Genomic DNA, 18,157 nt, shown 5'->3' on the forward strand with positions numbered 1-18,157 from the left:
ACCGAACCGATCCATTAAGGAGCGTTGAACGTGGCGGCATTGGCACGGTGGTGCTATCGGCACCGGCTGGTGGTCCTGTTGCTGTGGGTGGGGGCGCTGTTCGGCCTGGGCTTTTCGGCCTCGACGGTGGGCACGGACTACGCGAACGTCTTCTCCCTTCCGAACACGGACTCCAAGCGCGCGTACGACCTGATGGCGAAGGCCTTCCCCGACAGCTCGGGCGACACCGACACGGTGGTGTGGAAGGTCGACTCGGGCACGGTCAGGGACCAGGACGTACGGTCCCGGATCGAGCCCGCGCTGGAGAAGATCGCGGGGATCAAGGGCGTCGGCGACGTCACCAGTCCCTACGGCGACCGGGCCGCGGGGCAGATCAGCCGGGACGGGACGATCGCGTACGCCCAGATCACCTTCGCCCAGCGGGCGAACGAGATCCCCAAGGAGGTCGTCCAGGACGTCGTCGACGCGGCGCAGGACGCCGAACGATCCGGTCTGCAGGTCGAGTTGGGCGGTCAGGCCATCCAGCGGGTGCAGGAGCCGCCCACCGGTCTGGCGGAGATGGTCGGCCTTGGCGCCGCGGCGATCGTTCTCTTCCTGGCCTTCGGGTCGCTGTTCGCGATGCTGCTGCCCATCGGCATCGCCGTCTTCGGCGTCGGCACGGGCCTGTTCACCGTTCAGCTGCTCAGCCACACCACCGACATCCCCGACCTGGCCCCGCTGCTGTCCTCGCTCATCGGCCTCGGCGTCGGCATCGACTACGCGCTGTTCATCGTCACCCGTCACCGGCGCGGCATCCTGCGGGGCGCCGACCCGGAGGAGGCCGCGGTCACCGCCCTCAACACCTCGGGCCGGGCCGTGCTGTTCGCGGGCGGCACGGTGTGCATCGCGCTCGCCGGAATGCTGGTGACGAACCTGCGCTTCCTGGACGGCGTGGTGATCGGCACCTCGCTCACGGTCGTGCTGAGCGTGCTCGCGGCCATCACACTCCTCCCGGCCTTCCTCGGCTTCCTCGGCCCCCGCGTGCTCAGCCGCCGCCAGCGGCGCAAGCTCGCGGCGAACGGGCCCGAGCAGGACCGGGCGAGCGGCCTCGCGGCCCGCTGGTCGTCGAACGTCCAGAAGCGCCCCCGTACGATCGCCGCGCTCGCCCTGGTCGTCATGGCCGTACTCGCCCTGCCTGTGCTGTCGCTGCGCCTGGGAGCCACCGACCAGGGCAACGACGACGCCACGACGACCACGAGGAAGGCGTACGACCTCCTCGCGGACGGCTTCGGCCCCGGTTTCAACGGACCCCTTCAGGTGGTGACTGACGGGGGTGACACGGCCAGGCTGGTCCAGGGCATCGAGGCGACGCCGGGCGTGGCCCAGGCGGCGGCGCTGCCGCCCGCGAAGGGCGTCACGGTCATCCAGGTGGTGCCGACCACGTCACCGCAGTCGAAGGAGACGGACGACCTCATCGACACCCTGCGGGACAAGGTGATCCCCGAGGCGGGCGCACAGGCGCACGTGGGCGGGGTGACGGCGGTGTCGAAGGACTTCGCGTCGGTCACGGGCGACCGCCTGCCGCTGTTCATCGCGACGATCATCGGCCTCGGCTTCCTGCTGCTCCTGATCGCGTTCCGCTCCCTGGTCGTACCGCTGACGGCCGCCCTGATGAACCTGATCGCGGCGGCGGCCTCGTTCGGCGTCCTCACCGCGATCTTCCAGTGGGGCTGGGGCCTGGAACTGCTCGGCCTCGGCAAGGAGGGCCCGATCAACGCATTCCTGCCGGTCATCATGCTGTCCCTGCTCTTCGGCCTCTCCATGGACTACCAGGTGTTTTTGGTCAGCCGGATGCACGAGGAATGGGTGCACACGAAGGACAACGCGCGGGCGGTGCGGGTCGGCCTCGCCGAGACCAGCCGGGTGATCAACTCGGCGGCCTTGATCATGGTCTGCGTCTTCATGGCCTTCGTGCTCAGCGGCGACTCGGGCGCGGCGGTGGCGGGCGTGGGCCTGGCGGCGGCGGTCGCACTGGACGCGTTCATCCTGCGTACGGCGCTGGTCCCGGCGGCGATGCATCTGCTGGGCACGGCCAACTGGTGGCTGCCGACCTGGCTGGACAAGCGCCTCCCGCATCTGGCGGTGGAGGCGGCGGAGGAACCCGAAGCAGTCCTGGCTTCGGAGGGCCCCGCATCGGTGGTCCACGGCTTCGTCCGCACGTTGGACGGCGGGCCGGTGGAGCGAGCCTCGGTGACCCTGCTGTCGAAGGGCGGCCGCCAACTGGACCGCGTGACGACGCTGGCGGACGGCTCATACATCGTGTCGGTACCGAGGCCGGGGGCGTACCTCTTGGCGGTGACGGCATCCCTGTACGGCGCGCGCGCCCAGCACGTGGTGGTGGAGGACGGGCCACTGGTGTACGACGTCGAGCTGGCGGAGGACGGGGTGGACGCCGTCAATTAGCCTTCACGACTTCGCCGGGGGCGTGTACGCGGACGTCCGCGTACACGCCCCCGGCGGGGGTCGGTAAGGACACGATCACTCGCCCTTGCGCCCCTTGCCCGCCGGATCCGGCAGTGCCTTCGTCATGCCCGGCAGGAAGTCCGTGAACAGTTCGTGCACCTCGTGGACCAGGGGCCGTAGCACCCGGAACCGGGCCAGGGACACACCGCGAGCCGTCAGCCGGGCACCCCGCTCGGCCAGCCGGTACGTCCGCTCCCGGCCCTCGGTCCGGTCGAAGATCCAGTACAGGACCAGGCCCATCTGGGAGAGCCACATCAACTCGGGCAGGACGTCCCGCAGTTCCTCCGGAACCTTGGCCTTCGACCCCGCCAGCACCTCCCGGTGGACGCTGATGGCCTGCACGCGCGCGTGCTCGCTCTCCGGGGAGAACGGGCTGAGCGGGCTGTCCGGGTCGGCGGCGTTCTTGAAGAACTGCACCGCGAACTCGTGGTACGGCCGCGCCACGTCCAGCCACGCCCGCAGCACCCCCGCGAGCCGCGCCTCCAGGTCGGTCTCCCGGTCCAGGACCTCCCGGACCGCCACCTGGTGCTCGGCGGCGAGCCGGTCGTAGAAGCCCTGGACCAGGTGTTCCTTGCCGGCGAAGTAGTAGTAGGCGTTGCCGACGGAGACCCCGGCCTCCTTGGCGATGGCCCGCATGGTCGTCCGGTCGTACCCGCGCTCCTGGAACAGCCGCATCGCGGTCTCCAGGATCAGCGCGCGGGTCTGCTCGGACTTGCTGGGGGAACCGGCCTCAGCGGGCTGGTCGTCCTTCACGGACTCGTTGTTCGCGGACACGGAAAGAGCCTAACGAGTGGCGCAGGCACCGCCGTCGCAGCCCGGCGGGGCGTACGTCCAGCCCTGGCTCGGGACGTACGACCACCCGTCCGCAGCGCGATACGCCTTCCCGCCCCACTGCGCACCCCGCCACTTGGCGGCCGCCAGCACCGCGCCCTTGGCGAACAACGCGCCGGCCGGGGTGCTGAGCCGGTGGGCGAGCGGGCGGTGCTCGCGCAGCGCCCACAGGACGACGATCCAGGCGGCGGCGCCCCGGTAGACCTGCCCGGCGTCGCCGACGACGGTGACGTCATCGAGGGTGGCGGCGTGGTCGAGCCCCGGATACCGCCGCCGGGCCTCTTCCGATGCCGCCGGAACCAGCTCGACCGGCACCAGCTGAGGCTGCCGTACGAGCCAGTCGCGCACGTGAGCACACAGGGAGCAGTCGGCGTCGTAGAGGACGGTGAGCGAGCGGACCGGGACGCGCGCGGCGCCCCGGTCCTGGATGACCGCCACGTCCCTCACGCCTTGGCGGTGGGCGGGACCCACCCCTGCGGCGCGACGGGCGGCAGCTGCTCCCGCTCCATCACGCCCCGGCGCCGGATCCGGTTCAGCACATAGACGTTGCCCAGGTGCATCACCCCGAGGACGAGCAGCACCACGCCCAACTTGGTCGACAGGGCCTCGAAGATGCCGCGGGTGTTCTCGATGTTGTCGTCGCCGCTCAGGTAGAGGGCGACGAAGCCGAGGTTGACGAGGTAGAAGCCGACCACCAGGAGGTGGTTGACGGCGTCGGCGAGCTTCTCGTTGCCGTGCAGGACGTCGGAGAGGAAGACCCGCCCGTTGTGGCTGAGCGTGCGGGCCACCCAGACGGTCAGCCCGATGCTGACGACCAGGTAGATGACGTAGGCGACGACCGTGCGGTCCATGCCCCACCCCTTCTTGAACGCGTTCAAAACGCTGACAGTCGATGACTGTAGCGCTGTTTTTGAACACGTTCAACTGGAAGCCGGAGTGGCCCTGTTCACGTCCGCCGCCCCAACTCCGGCCGCTTCGAGTAGTCGGTGAATCCGAGGACGTTCCCCCAGGGGTCGGCGACCTCGACGACCCACCCGGTGGCCGTGTCGAACGGCTCGTCGAGCGGCCCGATTCCCGCGTCGGCGAGTTGCCGCGCCGCCACGCGCGCGTCGGGTACCTCCAGCCAGACGCGGGGCGAGGGCCAGACCGGCGGCCGATACCCGAACCCCTCCTCGACGCGCAACAGAATCCCCGGCGTCTCGCCCCCGACCTTCAACATCGCGATCCCGCCGTCGTCGAACCGAAAGGCGACGGCGAACCCGGCCCACTCGTAGAACCTGACGGCCTCGCCGAGATCCCCGACGGGGAAGATCACGTTGTCGAAACCGAGCAGCTCGTACGACTCTTTTTCTGACATGTCGTCAGATTAGAGCGGCGGGGCGAGCCGACCCCGGCAGTTGGGTCTTCGCCGGGCTCCCTGATCACTCGTTGAGGCGAGGCATCCCGCGCCAGGAACTCTCGGTCTGCTGAAGTCGCATCGACGTGACAGTCATACTTAAGTGAGTTCTAGGGCGTATGAGGCTGACGGGGCGCAGGGGAGGCGGCTTCGTGCGACGGCTGCTGTCGGTGTATTTCGTGCCGTGCGCGCTCTTCGTGACCTGTCTTTACGCCCTCGTCCGCAGCGGCAGCCTCTCGGGCCGCGGGAACTGGAGTGGCGTCGTCCCCTCGGGCTGGAGCGGCGTCGTCGGTTCCCTCGTCCTCATCGGTTCCGGCTCCGCCGTACTCGGAATGCTGCTGCATCCGTTTCAGGTGCGGGCGGTGAGGGTGCTGGAGGGGTACTGGGACCGGTGGCCGGTCACCGCCCGGCTCGCCGGGGTGCTCACCGAGGTGCAACGCCGCCGGTGGCAGGCACTGTACGAGCGTGGACACGAGTCGGTGGCCGACACCGCCGGTGCCCCCGGGGTTCGGGCGGATGCCCTGCGTCGCCTCGCGGCGGTCCCGCCCGTCGACGTCCTCCTGCCCACGGCCCTCGGCAACGCCCTGCGCACCGGTGAACTCAGCGCAGGCGAGCGCTACGGCCTGGGCACGCTCTCCGCGTGGCCACGGATATACATGCAGGTTTCCCGCCGCCTGTCCCGAGCGCTCGACTCCACCCGGGACACCTTGGACATGGCCGTCAACCTCTGTTGGAGCTTTCTCGCCACCGCAGTGCTTCTCACCATCGCCTTGTACGACGAGCCCGGCCTACGCTGGCTGCCTCCGGCGGCCCTGCTCCTGGCCGCCGTGGCCTACAAGGGTGCGGTGACCGCGGCTCAGGCGTACTCGGGGCTCATGCACATCGTGTTCGACCTGCACCGGTTCGACCTGTTGGAGGCGCTTCACCTGCCTCTCCCCGACAGGCATCGGGAGAAGGATCTCTTCGAGCAGGTCTCGGCGTATCTGGCGGGGGAGCAGGTTCTCGATCTGATGTACGCGCACCGTGATGTGAGCTCAGGCGCGGACGATGGTGAGCGCCCCGCACAGGCCTAGTACATGCAGTGTGAACCGGCGTCGGCCGCCGGTGTCTTGGGGGAGGATCCCGGTCACCCGCGTGAATGCCGCTCCCGTTGTATGCACTGCCACGGTGGCGTCCGTGGGGACGGTCAGCCGTACGTGCCCGGCAAACGCCGTGATGTGCACGGTGATGTGGTCCTCGTGGACGATCTGGGTGAGGTCGGCGCGCAGGTTGCCCAGTACGGCGCGTACGGTCAGGGGCCTTCCGGCGCTCGCGCGCACGACCACCTGCCCGCTCGACAGCACTCCTGACCATCGGGTCGTGGGGCCGGTCCCTGCTCCGGCCAGGATGAGTGCGATCCCGGCCAGAACGAGAACGGACGGTCCCACCACGTTCCGTACGGTGGATGTGGAGATGTCGTGCGACAGGGTGAGCCCGACCACTCCGAGGACCGCGAGGGAGAGCGGTCCGAGAAGGGTCTCTGCCGGCACGGCCGAGCGCACGATGTTCATCGCGGCAAGTCCGAGCAACGCCCATGGCCACCAGGCGATGAGGACGTCGAACGCGGCACGTGCCCGGTCCGAGGCGTCGCCCACGGTGTAACAGCCTGCTGCGAGTGCGGCGATTCCCAGCCATGTCTTGGCCCGGGAGACACCTCCGCCGCCCTCACCGTCCGTCATCGCCGCAGCCCCCATTCGTACCCCGCCGGCCACTGACGGCGGGCGCCGGGCCATGCTAGTGGGGGACGTCGGCGACGATTCGTTGCCTAGTCGGAGCCTTGCCCGCCTTCGGGTTGTTGTCGCCTGCGGGCGTTGTCCAGCCTCTGCAATTCGTTCACCAACTGCTGCCAGGCCGTCCTGTCGTTCCTGATTCCCTGGCACTTGGCGTGCACCGCAGGCGGCAGATCCTGGAACGGGCAGCCAGGTGAGTGCCTGGACCTGAACTTCGCATTGTGCTCGGCCAGATAGGTGTCGATGGCTTCCGGCCCGGACGCCAGCGCGGCCTCCCACCTCTGCAGAGGCAACAGATAGTTGGTCACGATGCCCAGGTTCGCCTCGCAGCCGTCCTGCCGACAACTCGTCGGATGAGGTTGGTAGCCGGGGAGAACCACCGCGTGCATGGTCATGCAACCGTCTCCTTGGTCGAATCAGTTGATGCCGTGTGCCGCACGTTCGTTGACCCTGCGTTCGAGGATCACCAGCCAGACGATTTCGCCGAGGGTGGCGACCAGTACCAGTCCGGCTGCCCACCACCGCCAGATCCCCTGTTTGCTGCCGTCGGGAGGCGCGAGGGCCGCGGCTATGCCGAATCCGAGCAGCACGGTTCCCCCGTTGAAGCAGCGGTTGGCCCCGTTGTTGAACCGTCTCCACGTCACGAAGTCGTTGCCCTGCTGCTCGCGCAGAGCGGCGAACCTCTCCGCCTGGTCGGCTGTCCCTTCGGGAAACCAGTCGAGGACGTCCTGGCGGGAATAGAGGAACTTCCTGGCGTGATAGCCGAGTTGGATGCTGAAGATCAGGGTCATTGCTGAGACGACCAGCACGAGGAGGGTGGGCCCGGGAAGGAGGAAGACGTCGTTGTTCGCTCCGGCCACGACGCCGGCCAGGCCGAGGGAAGCTGCCGCCAGCAGAGGGGCTGCGACGAACTGGGCTTCCTTGGCCCCGTGTGCGTACCCCAGCGGATTCGGCCGTTCCCAGCGAGGTGTGGGGACTTGCCTGGGTGTCGACACTCGGTTCCCCCGCCCTCTCGAGCATCTCGGACAGCCTTGGACGTCCGATAGGAGTGTGACGGCGGAATGTCCCCCGCGGCAGGAGCGAGAATCCGACAAAAACGTCTGAGGCTCCTGTTTCCGAAGGGACGGCAACAGGGCCCTGTTGTCAGAACGAGGCGGCGAAAAGCGCCGTGTGATGTCGCGTCATGCTTCGCTGAAGCCGTCTCTCATGAGCCTGCGTACCAGCGCCTTCCGGGCGTTCGCCAGCGCGTCGGCGATGCGGCCGGATCGCGTGGCGTCGATCGTCACCGAGGCGGGTATGGGCGGGCCGCTGAGCAGGAGCCGGCGGCGCAAATCGGTCGGGAGACGGGTCGCGTCGACGCTGTGTCCCCGTAGAGCGCCGACGCGGCGCCGGCGTTCGTACTCGGACTCCGGGACGGACTCCATGTGGGCGGCGAGTCCCTCCCACATGCCTTCGGCGTCGTCCATGGCTGTCCGGCTCCGGCTGCGCATATGGCGGCTGTTGGTCTCGCGGTGCAGCGTGGTGACGATCGAATCGGTGACGAGCAGGCGGTGCAACAGCTCGACCGTGGCCCGGGTGGACCCGGCCCGGGCTGCCATCGAGTGGGCCAGGATCGGGCCCTGCCCCCAACCAGGGAGCAGGGCCCGAATCGTCGTACAGAACGATCTCAGAAGCGGCGCGTGATCAGCGCTCGCTTCACTTCCTGGATCGCCTTCGTCACCTCGATGCCGCGCGGGCACGCGTCCGTGCAGTTGAACGTCGTGCGGCAGCGCCAGACGCCGTCGCGGTCGTTCAGGATCTCCAGGCGCTGCTCGCCCGCCTCGTCACGCGAATCGAAGATGAAGCGGTGGGCGTTGACGATGGCCGCCGGGCCGAAGTACTGGCCGTCGTTCCAGAAGACCGGGCAGGACGACGTGCACGCCGCGCACAGGATGCACTTCGTCGTGTCGTCGAAGCGCTCGCGCTCCTCCGCCGACTGGAGGCGCTCGCGCGTCGGCTCGTTCGTCTCCTTCGTGATGAGGAAGGGCATCACGTCGCGGTACGCCTGGAAGAACGGCTCCATGTCGACGACCAGGTCCTTCAGGACCGTCAGGCCCTTGATGGGCTCGACCGTGATCGGCTTCTCGGGGTTGACGTCCTTGATCAGCGTCTTGCAGGCAAGGCGGTTCTTGCCGTTGATCCGCATCGCGTCCGAGCCGCAGATGCCGTGGGCGCAGGAGCGGCGGAAGGTGAGGGTGCCGTCGACGTCCCACTTGATCTTGTGGAGGCCGTCGAGGACGCGCTCCTTGGGGTCGATCTCCAGCTGGAAGTCCTCCCAGGTCGCCTCCGCCGAGACCTCCGGGTTGAAACGGCGGACTCGGAAAGTGACCGTGATGTAGGGGGACGCCGCGGCCTCCGCCTCCACCTTGTCCAGAACGGGGGTTGCCATCAGTACTTACGCTCCATCGGCTGGTAGCGGGTCTGGACGACCGGCTTGTAGTCGAGACGAATGGACTCCGTGCCGTCGTCGCCGACCTCGCGGTACGCCATGGTGTGGCGCATGAAGTTGACGTCGTCGCGGTTCGGGTAGTCCTCGCGGTAGTGACCGCCGCGGGACTCCTTGCGGGCCAGCGCCGACACCGCCATGACCTCGGCGAGGTCCAGAAGGTTGCCCAGCTCGATCGCTTCGAGCAGGTCCGTGTTGAACCGCTTGCCCTTGTCCTGGATCGACACGTTCTTGTAGCGCTCGCGCAGCTCGGCGATCTTCTCGACCGCCGTCTTGATCGTCTGCTCGGTGCGGAACACCATGACGTTCGCGTCCATGGTCTCCTGCAGCTCACGGCGGAGCTCGGCAACCCGCTCCGTGCCCGTCGAGGTGCGCAGCTGCTCGATCCGCTCCAGCACGAAGGACGCTGGCTCGTCCGGCAGTTCGACGAAGTCGGCCTTGTGGCTGTACTCCGCCGCCGCGATGCCCGCCCGGCGGCCGAACACGTTGATGTCCAGCAGCGAGTTGGTGCCCAGGCGGTTGGCGCCGTGCACCGAGACGCAGGCGACCTCGCCGGCCGCGTACAGGCCCGGGACGACGGTGGAGTTGTCCGCCAGGACCTCGCCCTCGACGTTCGTCGGGATGCCGCCCATCGCGTAGTGCGCGGTGGGCTGGATCGGGATCGGGTCCGTGTACGGCTCGATGCCGAGGTAGGTGCGCGCGAACTCGGTGATGTCCGGGAGCTTGGCGTCCAGCTGCTCCGGCGGGAGGTGCGTGAGGTCGAGGTAGACGTGGTCGCCCTCGGGACCGCAGCCTCGGCCCTCGCGGATCTCCGTGTAGATGGAGCGGGATACGACGTCACGCGACGCCAGGTCCTTCATCACCGGCGCGTACTTCTCCATGAAGCGCTCGCCGTCCTTGTTGCGGAGGATGCCGCCCTCACCGCGGGCGCCCTCCGTCAGCAGGATGCCCATGCGCCAGATGCCGGTCGGGTGGAACTGGAAGAACTCCATGTCCTCCAGCGGCAGACCGCGGCGGTAGACGGCGGCCTGGCCGTCACCGGTCAGCGTGTGGGCGTTCGACGTCACCTTGAAGAACTTGCCGGTGCCGCCGGACGCGTAGATCACGGACTTCGCCTGGAAGACGTGGATCTCGCCGGTCGCCAGTTCGTAGGCGACGACACCCGCCGACTTCTTGACGCCGTCCTCTTCGACCATCAGCTGGTCCAGGACGTAGAACTCGTTGAAGAACTCCACGCCCTCCTTCACGCAGTTCTGGTACAGCGTCTGGAGGATCATGTGGCCGGTGCGGTCCGCGGCGTAGCAGGACCGGCGGACCGGGGCCTCGCCGTGGTTGCGGCTGTGCCCGCCGAAGCGGCGCTGGTCGATGGTGCCGTTCGGGGTGCGGTTGAACGGCAGGCCCATCTTCTCCAGGTCGAGGACGGAGTCGATGGCCTCCTTCGCCAGGATCTCGGCGGCGTCCTGGTCGACCAGGTAGTCACCGCCCTTGATCGTGTCGAAGGTGTGCCACTCCCAGTTGTCCTCCTCCACGTTGGCCAGCGCGGCGGCCATGCCGCCCTGCGCGGCGCCCGTGTGGGAGCGGGTGGGGTAGAGCTTGGTCAGGACCGCGGTGCGGCTGCGCTTCGTCGACTCGATGGCCGCGCGCATGCCCGCGCCGCCGGCGCCGACAATGACGGTGTCGTACTTGTAGATCTTCATGAGTGGATTACCTCAGCCCCGTGCCTAGCGGATGTTCGGGTCGAAGGTGAAGATCACCAGCGTGCCCAGCAGGATGGAGAACGCCGTGGCGGTGTAGAGCAGGCCCTTGAGCCACAGCCGGGTGTTCGCGCGCTCCGCGTAGTCGTTGACGACCGTGCGCAGGCCGTTGGCACCGTGCAGCATCGCGAGCCAGAGCATCGCGAGGTCCCAGACCTGCCAGAACGGGTTGGCCCAACGGCCGGCCACGAAGGCGAAGCCGATCTTGGAGACGCCGCCGTCCAGGACGAGCTGGATGAGCAGGTGGCCGATGACCAGGACGACCAGCACGACGCCGGACAGGCGCATGAACAGCCAGGCCGCCATCTCGAAGTTGCCCCGCGTGGACTTCGGGGTCTTCTTGGTGCGCTGACGCGGGGCCTCGATGAGGGGCGCCGGGTTGTCGACGTTGTAGAACTCCGCGCCCTCGACGGGGCCGATCCCGGAGGCGGTGGTTTCAGTCGTGGACATCTGCCTCAGCTCCCGAACAGGACACGAGCGGCGTGGCCGAGGACCGGGTAGATCGCGCCGGCCATCAGGACGACCCAGACACCGACGACGGTCCACAGCATCTGCTTCTGGTAGCGCGGGCCCTTCGACCAGAAGTCGACGGCGATGACGCGCAGGCCGTTGAGTGCGTGGAAGAGGATGGCGGCGACGAGGCCGTACTCGAGGAGTGCGACGATCGGCGTCTTGTACGTGGCTACGACCTTGTCGTAGTCCTCGGGGGAGACACGCACGAGAGCGGTGTCCAGTACGTGGACGAACAGGAAGAAGAAGATGAGGACGCCGGTGACTCGATGAGCCACCCAGGACCACATTCCTTCCCGGCCGCGGTACAGCGTTCCAGCCGGCACGGAAGAACCCTCCGGGAGCGGGGACTAGGGCCGCGCCGGCTTGGGTGTCGGTCGGGCCCGGCCGGGTACGGTCCACCGGCCCTCAGCATCGTATCCACGAGTGCCTGCGGCACTTGGCGGGGGGCCTACCGGTGTGATCAAACTGGCACCGGACGGGCTAGTTCGGAGCGGCTATGGGGGAGGGGGTTGCTGTGAAATGCGGCGTGTGGCGCCGTTCGGGCTGGTTGTGCCCCGCGGCGGAGCCGCTGATTGATACTGCCCCGCGCCCCTCAGGTGCCTGACCAGTCTGCTTCTTGCCAGGCGGCGGAGTTGATCCGACGCCACGACCCGTTCCTCCTCCGGATCGTTCGTCAGGCGGGAGCGGATGCCTTCCAGGACTCTGTCAAGGGTCTCCGCCCTTGGTGTGTCACCCAGATGGATGATGAAGACGTGCCCGAAACGGGCCTCGTACGCGGCGTGTGCGGCGCTGAGGGCCGTATGGGCCGCCGAGTATGTTCCGTCCGGAAGGTCCGGGAGTGACTCTCCGGTCAGGGCTTCCGTCAGGTCACCCGCCGTCAGGTCGTACGCCGCCTCGTCCGCTGCCGCCAGGAGGGACTCCAGGTCGGGGTAAGGGCGGTGGGCGGCGACGCGGTGGGCCCAGCGGAGGCTGTGCAGGCAGGTCAGGAGGGTGGCGCGCACCTCGTCGGCGGGGGCGGTGTTGAACTCCTGGAGGGAAGCGCGGGTTTGTCCGGGGAGCGTCGGTATGGCCGCTCGTCCGGGGGCGTGCGGGAGACGGTGCGCAGGCAGCGTGGGTCCTCGCGTCACGTGTGGGATGGCAGGGGATGTCGTGAGGGATGTGTCGTCACGTTATCCACAGTGGTCATGGCCTGTCCGACGGATGCCCGAATTTCACTCGGTAGGGAGAGTTTGGGAACAGGTGGTGGACGCACGCAGTCGGCGTTGGCCTTAGGTTGGCGGGGTGAGCCAGCACAGGCGCCGGGTTCCGGTGAAGAACGTGAGGCGGAGGCGGGCGGTGACGGCCGCGGCCGTCGGCACGGTAGCGGTCGGCGTGGGGATCGGTTTCTGGGTCTCCGCGGACGGGAGCGACGGGCGGTCCACCGACAGCGTGTCCGCCGCGTCGACGAGCCCGTCGCCGACCCGTAGCTACCCCCTGTCGCAGGCGCCGCGCACGATCCCCGCCGTGAGCTCCCACACGTCGGCGCGCGGCCCGGGTTGGCGTCCCGCGCACGGGCAGCGCGTCGTGGTGAGCGACCGGGAGCTGGCGGACGAGGGCCAGTTGATCGCCCGTGAGCTGGGCCTGTCCTACGCGGGCGAGAAGGACGATGTGCGCGCCGGGGACGTACGCCTCGCGCTGAGCGGCGACGAGGGCGCGAACCCGGAGTCGTACACGATGACCGTGCGCGGCGGGCAGGTGAACATCAGCGGGCCCGCCGACGCGGGCGTCTTCTACGGCACCCGCACCCTCAAACAGGAGGTCCACGGCGGCGGTACGGCCCCGGAGGGCGTCGTACGCGACCAGCCCGCCAAGCCGCGGCGCGGGTTCATGCTGGACATCGCGCGCAAGCCGTACAGCGCGGCCTGGATCGAGGACCGGGTGCGTGAGCTGGGCGATCTGAAGTTCAACGAGCTGGGGCTGCACTTCTCCGACGATCAGGGCTTCCGGATCGCGTCCACGAGCCATCCGGAGGTCGTGTCCGAGGACCACCTCACCAAAGCCCAGGTCAAGCAGATCGTCGACCTCGCCGCGAGCCGGCACATCGAGGTCGTGCCCGAGATCGACTCACCGGGGCACCTCGGGGCCGTCCTCGCCGCCCACCCGGATCTGCAGTTGCGCAACGCGCAGGGCATTGCGACCCGCGGTGCCATCGACATCTCCGAGGACGCCTCCGCCGCAGTCCTCGACGAACTCCTCGACGAGTACGCCGACCTGTTCTCCGGCGGCTACTGGAACCTCGGCGGCGACGAGTACCAGGCGCTCGTGGTCGACGACCCGGAGGCCTCCTACCCGCAACTGGCCGACGCCGCCCGGCAGAAGTACGGCTCCGGCGGGAGCGTCGCCGACCTGACCACCGGTTGGCTGAACGACCGCGCCGACACCGTCCGCGCCCACGACCGGACCATGCGCGTGTGGAACGACGGCTTCTTCCGGGGTACGTCCGTGGAGTCGGCCAAGGACCTCGAGGTCGCCTACTGGACGGGCAAGGAGATCGGCGCCCGGCAGCCGGTGGAGTACCTGAGCGCGGGGCGCAAGGTCCTCAACTACAACGACGAGTTCCTCTATTACGTCCTCGGCCAGCCGCAGACCTTCGTCTATCCGACGGGGCAGCGGATCTACGAGCGGTGGACCCCGCGCGTGCTGCGCGGCACCACCGCCGTGCCGGCGCAGTACGACGCGCAGATCCTCGGCGGGTCCTTCGCGGTGTGGTCGGACATCGCGAACGCGCAGACGCAGGACCAGGTCGCCGCGGGCATCCGGATGCCGCTGCGGGCCACCGTCCAGAAGCTCTGGGACCCGGGCAAACCGGCCATGAGCTGGGCGGAGTTCAAGAAGCTGGCGGACCGGCTGGGCTGAACGCCCGGCCGACCGGAATCGGTTGGACGTACGAGTTCCGCGGACCGTATGTTCCGCATGCCGCGTGTGCGCCTCGGGGAGAGCCGCGCCCGGCTCCATCGTTTCGTTCCGGGGGGACTCGCCTTGCTCTGTGCCCGTTGTCAGCATTTCGCCGCCGCGCAGGGCGGCACCCTGTGCGCCCTGTGCGCCGTCGCAGAGGCGCCGCCCGCCCCCGCGTTCGCCGGGGCGCCCGGTGCCTGGCTGCGGTCGCCGATCGGGCTGGGGCGGGCCGCGGCCGCGGTGCTCGGGCTCGTCATCGCCGCCGACCTCTTCGCGGTCTGGGCGGATGTCGTCATGCTCGACGTCTCGGGCGACATCGCAGACATCGCGGACGGGGGGTTCCGGTCGTACGGGGCGGACATCGGCCGGCGGTCCGAGGACGCCGACTCGCTGTACGCCGCGGCGGGCGTCGTCCAGGCTGCCGTGCTGCTGACCAGCGTGGTCGTGTTCCTTTGCTGGTTCCACCGGGTGCGGGTCAATGCCGAGGTCTTCAATCCGTTCGGGCACCGCATGAAGCGCGGCTGGGCGATCGGGGGCTGGTTCACCCCGGTCGTGAACCTCTGGTTCCCGCGCCGGATCGCCCTCGACATCTGGGACGCCAGCAGCCCCTGGAGCGTGCCGCGTTCGCACGGTCTGATCAACGCCTGGTGGACGCTGTGGCTCGTCTCGCTGTTCGCCGACCGGCTCGCGTCCTCCCGGGACAAGGGCGCCGAGACCGCCCAGGAGGCGTACGACGCGGCCGGCACGATGCTGTTCGCGGACGCCCTCGACATCGTGGCCGCCGCACTCGCGATCCTCGTCGTGCTCCGGCTGACCCGGATGCAGCACCAGAAGGCACTCGCGGGCCCGGTCCCCGCGACGGTCTGAGCCCCGGGACCGGCCACCTGCGGTTGCGAACTCCCGTACGGCTGCGGTGTGTTCGTACGGAGTCGAGGCGTCGGCCGACGCGCCCGATCACCTGGCCGAAAGCCCTTCTTCCGCCCCCTCGACATGCTCGCTGTCGTGCCCTGTGACACTCCCGGGCCGTCGCACGCAGTAAGGGGAAGTACGGGCTCCGTACAGGTCGGCGCCCTGGCGAGGGAGGCGTGAATGAGCCTGGTGGAACTGATCGCTCAGGCCGACGAACGCGGACTGGCCGCCAGCGGGTTGGCTTGTTTGGATCGGTGCGTGCCGCTCCTCGGCGGTGACGACGAGGTCCTGCGGCCGTTGTGGGCGAGCCTCTCGGCCGGCGGCGGCGACTGGGCCGGGAACCTGGACAAGGCGCGCGGCGCGCTCGACGCCGCGGACGAGCCCGAGTCCGCCGAGGACGATGCCGCGCTCCTGGCCCGCCGGATGCTCGACACCGTCCCGGCCGAGCTCTCGGGTGCTGGGGTACGCGAGTGGGCCGACGCCTGCTCGGCCGCCTCGCTCCGGATCCACCGGCTCCTGGAACCCGCCGAGGACGCCATGGACGCCGACGACGACTGGGTCGAGTCCCACCGGGAGGGCCGTACGGACGGCGTGTCGCACCTGGTCGCCGCCGAACTGCGCCGCCAGGTCACCGTCCTCGAACTCCTCGCCGAGCACGGTGCGGGCGGACTGCGGCTGGCCCTTGACGTGTCGACCGAGGGCCGCCGAGTGCTGCGCGCTGTGGTGTCGCGGCGGGCGCGCGGCCGGGTCTGACGCGGGGTCCCGGACCGTTCCGGCTTCACTGCCCTCACAGCACCAGCCACTTCACCACCGCGTCGCCGTCGCGCGCCGTCTGTGCGTAGAACGCCGTCAGATCCTGGTGCGCCGACTCGAAGGCGGCCCGGGTCTGTGCCTCCGTCTCCGTGTCCGCCTCGGCCTTCTCCGGCAGCAGGACGTGCCGGGAGACGTCCCACAGGTAGGTGAAGTCGGCCGACGCGAGATATTCGGCGACTTGGTCCGCCTCCTGCGCCGTGAGCAGCAGGAACGGCGGCTGGGTGGGGTCGGCGTGGTAGACGGCACGGCCGCCGAGGACCACGTCGGTCCCCGGGCCGTCCACCGTGTCGTACGGGGGAGCGCCGGTGTAGAGGAGGTCGTGGTCGAGGTAGTGCCGGTCCAGCATCTCCTCGCGGTGCCGGTCGAGCCGCAGCCGCACCGTCTCCCAGTCGTCCTCGAACAGCCTGCGCAGCCAGTTGGCGCTGTTGCGCAGCGCCGGGGGAGGCACCGCGCGGAGATGGAAGTACATGCTCATCACTGAGTGGAGCGCACGGGCCGCTCCGGGCGTCACTCCTGTGCGGACCGGCGTACAAACCCGGAATTCTGGGAGAGTCCTGTGTCCGTTGTGGGGGTGCGCTGCGACGGTCCTGCACCGGTTGCGGGAAGCACCCGGAATCCGGGTGATGAAAACGCCGCCGACCTCGCTCTACGGAATGTGACGACACAGCAGGAGACCAGGCCGCAAGCCTCGGCCAAGCCGGTGCGGTGGGCGGCGGACACGGTCGCGACGATGCGTGAGGGCGCGCGCGTACGGCTCGACTACTCGGCCCAGAGCCTGTGGCGGGTCGACCGGATGATCGAGGAGATACGGAGCGACGGGGCACCGCCCGCCGCCGTGGACCAGGTGCTGCGCGGCTTCGGGGCGTACGCCGGTGAGGTCATCGTCCGGCAGGCCGGCGCCGAGTGGTGGGCGAGCGGCGGCGACCACCGGATCCGTACGCCCGACGGCCGTCTGTGGGACCCCATCGAGGAGGCGCGCCGCTGCTTCGGCGGTCACGGCTCGCTGCGGCTGCTGTGCCGGGACGCGACGGCGGCGGCCGGTTAGCGGCGGGGCACCGGGTGCCGGCGCCCCGCCCGCTGTCGGTCGGATGCCGGTCGGTCAGATCCCGCAGTTCGGCGCCGACCAGTACGGCGACGGGGCGAGGGCCACGTGGACGTGGTCGTTGTGGTCTGAGAAGCAGTCGCGCCGCGCGTCTGAGTATTTCGGCCTACCGACCGTCGATCCCTGAATGTCGCAGGGGGCTGCCACTCCGCTACGCGCGTCAACAGGCCCTGGGGGACGGGAGGTCAGGGTTCGCGTACGCACCGTGCGCCGTCGGGGGCAGGGAATCGGGGGAGTTCCTGCCCGGGCGGGCGAGTCGGCGGCGGAGCGATCGGCTCGACCGGGACGGGACCCGCGAGGACACCGGGGACTGTGACACTTCTGTGAGTTCGGACGCTGATCTCTGTGGGGGCGCGGGACACGAAACTGCGTGTCGCGCGGTGCGGATCAGCCACGAGCACGAAGACGAGCACGAACACCGGCCCGATCGGTGGCGCGGGCTCGGTACGGACAGGGACGGTTCTTGGGCCAGGGAGTGGAACCCCGCCGCGTGCAGGCCTACGACGGGGAACTGGGCGCGGCCGTCGCGCAGGCGCAGGAGGGCGACGAGGCCGCCTTCGCGGTGGCCTACCGCATCGTGCAGCCGGGGCTGCTCGGCTATCTGCGGGGACTCGTCGGCCAGGACGCGGAGGACGTCGCGTCCGACGCCTGGCTGGAGATCGCCCGGGACCTGGGGCGGTTCAAGGGCGACGGCGCGGGATTCCGCGGCTGGACCGCCACGATCGCCCGGCACCGCGCCCTGGACCATCTGCGCAGACAGCGGGTACGGCCCCAGGCGGCGGCGCTCGAACAGGACGTACTGGAGCTGCCCGGGCAGCAGAACACGTACGACCAGGCGCTGGAGACCATGTCCACCACACACGCCCTCGAACTGGTCCGCGGACTGCCGCGCGACCAGGCGGAGGCGGTGCTGCTGCGTGTCGTCGTCGGCCTCGACGGCCCGGCCGCCGCGCGTGTCCTCGGCAAGCGGCCAGGCGCGGTGCGCACGGCCGCGTACCGGGGGCTGAAACGGCTGGCCCGTCAGCTGGGCGTCCCGGACGCGGCGGACCAAGGTGTGACGGATGACGGTCCCAGGACGCTGGGGGAGTCGACATGAACGCTGACGGCTGCGGGCCGTATGGATCTGCGGAAGACGGCGGATCCGGTACC

At 69.4% G+C, this 18,157-nt stretch carries 21 protein-coding genes; 7 read left to right on the forward strand and 14 right to left on the reverse strand.

The window, feature by feature from the left end:
• Positions 1-39 precede the first annotated feature (39 nt).
• Positions 40-2,442 (forward strand): MMPL family transporter, encoded by a 2,403-nt coding sequence (locus tag ACFYXB_RS02165; RefSeq protein ID WP_389577426.1) that lies wholly within the window; start codon positions 40-42, stop codon positions 2,440-2,442.
• A 75-nt stretch (positions 2,443-2,517) separates the two neighbouring features.
• Here ACFYXB_RS02165 and ACFYXB_RS02170 read toward each other — a convergent pair whose 3' ends face one another.
• The 4 genes from ACFYXB_RS02170 to ACFYXB_RS02185 all read right to left on the reverse strand — a co-directional run bounded on the left by ACFYXB_RS02170 (position 2,518) and on the right by ACFYXB_RS02185 (position 4,690).
• On the reverse strand, positions 2,518-3,276 hold the full coding sequence (locus ACFYXB_RS02170) for a TetR family transcriptional regulator (RefSeq protein ID WP_351346320.1): 759 nt from the start codon (positions 3,274-3,276) through the stop codon (positions 2,518-2,520).
• A 9-nt stretch (positions 3,277-3,285) separates the two neighbouring features.
• Complete coding sequence (locus ACFYXB_RS02175; RefSeq protein WP_351346322.1) at positions 3,286-3,771, reverse strand: DCC1-like thiol-disulfide oxidoreductase family protein; 486 nt, start codon at positions 3,769-3,771, stop codon at positions 3,286-3,288.
• A gap of 5 nt (positions 3,772-3,776) precedes the next feature.
• Positions 3,777-4,184, reverse strand: coding sequence for a hypothetical protein (locus tag ACFYXB_RS02180; RefSeq protein WP_351346416.1), 408 nt, complete (start codon positions 4,182-4,184; stop codon positions 3,777-3,779).
• Positions 4,185-4,279: 95 nt separating this feature from the next.
• Positions 4,280-4,690: a VOC family protein gene (locus ACFYXB_RS02185; protein ID WP_389576864.1), complete on the reverse strand. Its 411-nt coding sequence runs from the start codon at positions 4,688-4,690 to the stop codon at positions 4,280-4,282.
• A gap of 191 nt (positions 4,691-4,881) precedes the next feature.
• On the opposite strand from ACFYXB_RS02185, the gene ACFYXB_RS02190 reads away from it, so the two are divergent.
• Positions 4,882-5,802 (forward strand): hypothetical protein, encoded by a 921-nt coding sequence (locus tag ACFYXB_RS02190; protein WP_389576866.1) that lies wholly within the window; start codon positions 4,882-4,884, stop codon positions 5,800-5,802.
• On the opposite strand, the gene ACFYXB_RS02195 is transcribed toward ACFYXB_RS02190, so the two are convergent.
• From ACFYXB_RS02195 to ACFYXB_RS02235, 9 genes are all read right to left on the reverse strand, one after another.
• Complete coding sequence (locus tag ACFYXB_RS02195; RefSeq protein WP_389576868.1) at positions 5,764-6,447, reverse strand: hypothetical protein; 684 nt, start codon at positions 6,445-6,447, stop codon at positions 5,764-5,766. The genes ACFYXB_RS02190 and ACFYXB_RS02195 overlap by 39 nt on opposite strands.
• An 86-nt stretch (positions 6,448-6,533) precedes the next feature.
• Positions 6,534-6,893 carry a hypothetical protein gene (locus ACFYXB_RS02200; protein ID WP_389576869.1) on the reverse strand — a complete coding sequence of 120 codons (360 nt, stop codon included), beginning with the start codon at positions 6,891-6,893 and terminating at the stop codon, positions 6,534-6,536.
• Between the two features lie 21 nt (positions 6,894-6,914).
• Positions 6,915-7,493, reverse strand: coding sequence for a hypothetical protein (locus tag ACFYXB_RS02205; RefSeq protein ID WP_389576871.1), 579 nt, complete (start codon positions 7,491-7,493; stop codon positions 6,915-6,917).
• 186 nt (positions 7,494-7,679) lie between these two features.
• Complete coding sequence (locus ACFYXB_RS02210; protein ID WP_389576873.1) at positions 7,680-8,096, reverse strand: hypothetical protein; 417 nt, start codon at positions 8,094-8,096, stop codon at positions 7,680-7,682.
• A 68-nt stretch (positions 8,097-8,164) separates the two neighbouring features.
• Positions 8,165-8,926 (reverse strand): succinate dehydrogenase iron-sulfur subunit, encoded by a 762-nt coding sequence (locus tag ACFYXB_RS02215; RefSeq protein ID WP_351346334.1) that lies wholly within the window; start codon positions 8,924-8,926, stop codon positions 8,165-8,167.
• A complete protein-coding gene (sdhA, locus tag ACFYXB_RS02220; RefSeq protein WP_389576875.1) occupies positions 8,926-10,680 on the reverse strand; it encodes a succinate dehydrogenase flavoprotein subunit in 1,755 nt (584 codons plus the stop codon). The genes ACFYXB_RS02215 and sdhA overlap by 1 nt, the downstream gene beginning before the upstream one ends.
• A gap of 24 nt (positions 10,681-10,704) precedes the next feature.
• Positions 10,705-11,187: a succinate dehydrogenase hydrophobic membrane anchor subunit gene (locus ACFYXB_RS02225; protein ID WP_351346337.1), complete on the reverse strand. Its 483-nt coding sequence runs from the start codon at positions 11,185-11,187 to the stop codon at positions 10,705-10,707.
• A 5-nt stretch (positions 11,188-11,192) separates the two neighbouring features.
• Positions 11,193-11,573: a succinate dehydrogenase, cytochrome b556 subunit gene (sdhC, locus tag ACFYXB_RS02230; protein WP_043406142.1), complete on the reverse strand. Its 381-nt coding sequence runs from the start codon at positions 11,571-11,573 to the stop codon at positions 11,193-11,195.
• 171 nt (positions 11,574-11,744) lie between these two features.
• A complete protein-coding gene (locus ACFYXB_RS02235) occupies positions 11,745-12,377 on the reverse strand; it encodes a 2-oxo-4-hydroxy-4-carboxy-5-ureidoimidazoline decarboxylase (RefSeq protein ID WP_389576877.1) in 633 nt (210 codons plus the stop codon).
• A 208-nt stretch (positions 12,378-12,585) separates the two neighbouring features.
• On the opposite strand from ACFYXB_RS02235, the gene ACFYXB_RS02240 reads away from it, so the two are divergent.
• From ACFYXB_RS02240 to ACFYXB_RS02250, 3 genes are all read left to right on the forward strand, one after another.
• On the forward strand, positions 12,586-14,145 hold the full coding sequence (locus ACFYXB_RS02240; protein ID WP_389576879.1) for a glycoside hydrolase family 20 protein: 1,560 nt from the start codon (positions 12,586-12,588) through the stop codon (positions 14,143-14,145).
• Between the two features lie 123 nt (positions 14,146-14,268).
• On the forward strand, positions 14,269-15,051 hold the full coding sequence (locus ACFYXB_RS02245) for a DUF4328 domain-containing protein (protein WP_389576881.1): 783 nt from the start codon (positions 14,269-14,271) through the stop codon (positions 15,049-15,051).
• Positions 15,052-15,273: 222 nt separating this feature from the next.
• Positions 15,274-15,846: a hypothetical protein gene (locus tag ACFYXB_RS02250; protein ID WP_389576883.1), complete on the forward strand. Its 573-nt coding sequence runs from the start codon at positions 15,274-15,276 to the stop codon at positions 15,844-15,846.
• A 34-nt stretch (positions 15,847-15,880) separates the two neighbouring features.
• Here ACFYXB_RS02250 and ACFYXB_RS02255 read toward each other — a convergent pair whose 3' ends face one another.
• A complete protein-coding gene (locus ACFYXB_RS02255) occupies positions 15,881-16,375 on the reverse strand; it encodes a DUF1877 family protein (RefSeq protein WP_389576884.1) in 495 nt (164 codons plus the stop codon).
• 186 nt (positions 16,376-16,561) lie between these two features.
• Here ACFYXB_RS02255 and ACFYXB_RS02260 point away from each other — a divergent pair, with 186 nt between their 5' ends.
• Positions 16,562-16,951, forward strand: coding sequence for a hypothetical protein (locus tag ACFYXB_RS02260; RefSeq protein WP_351346346.1), 390 nt, complete (start codon positions 16,562-16,564; stop codon positions 16,949-16,951).
• Positions 16,952-17,471: 520 nt separating this feature from the next.
• Entirely contained in the window at positions 17,472-18,104 is a 633-nt protein-coding gene (locus ACFYXB_RS02265) for an RNA polymerase sigma factor (protein WP_389576886.1), read from the forward strand.
• Positions 18,105-18,157: the final 53 nt, after the last annotated feature.

It is taken from the genome of Streptomyces sp. NPDC002619, from assembly GCF_042889305.1.
In the GTDB taxonomy this organism is placed as follows: Bacteria; Actinomycetota; Actinomycetes; order Streptomycetales; family Streptomycetaceae; genus Streptomyces.

Bases quoted from the DNA above. Each gene is read 5' to 3' on its own strand.
- sdhA (WP_389576875.1), bottom strand. From the start codon at position 10,680: ATGAAGATCTACAAGTACGACACCGTCATTGTCGGCGCCGGCGGCGCG.
- ACFYXB_RS02185 (WP_389576864.1), bottom strand. From the start codon at position 4,690: ATGTCAGAAAAAGAGTCGTACGAGCTGCTCGGTTTCGACAACGTGATC.
- ACFYXB_RS02180 (WP_351346416.1), bottom strand. From the start codon at position 4,184: ATGGACCGCACGGTCGTCGCCTACGTCATCTACCTGGTCGTCAGCATC.
- ACFYXB_RS02225 (WP_351346337.1), bottom strand. From the start codon at position 11,187: ATGTCCACGACTGAAACCACCGCCTCCGGGATCGGCCCCGTCGAGGGC.
- ACFYXB_RS02200 (WP_389576869.1), bottom strand. From the start codon at position 6,893: ATGACCATGCACGCGGTGGTTCTCCCCGGCTACCAACCTCATCCGACG.
- ACFYXB_RS02215 (WP_351346334.1), bottom strand. From the start codon at position 8,926: ATGGCAACCCCCGTTCTGGACAAGGTGGAGGCGGAGGCCGCGGCGTCC.
- ACFYXB_RS02255 (WP_389576884.1), bottom strand. From the start codon at position 16,375: ATGTACTTCCATCTCCGCGCGGTGCCTCCCCCGGCGCTGCGCAACAGC.
- ACFYXB_RS02210 (WP_389576873.1), bottom strand. From the start codon at position 8,096: ATGGCAGCCCGGGCCGGGTCCACCCGGGCCACGGTCGAGCTGTTGCAC.
- ACFYXB_RS02195 (WP_389576868.1), bottom strand. From the start codon at position 6,447: ATGACGGACGGTGAGGGCGGCGGAGGTGTCTCCCGGGCCAAGACATGG.
- ACFYXB_RS02250 (WP_389576883.1), top strand. From the start codon at position 15,274: ATGAGCCTGGTGGAACTGATCGCTCAGGCCGACGAACGCGGACTGGCC.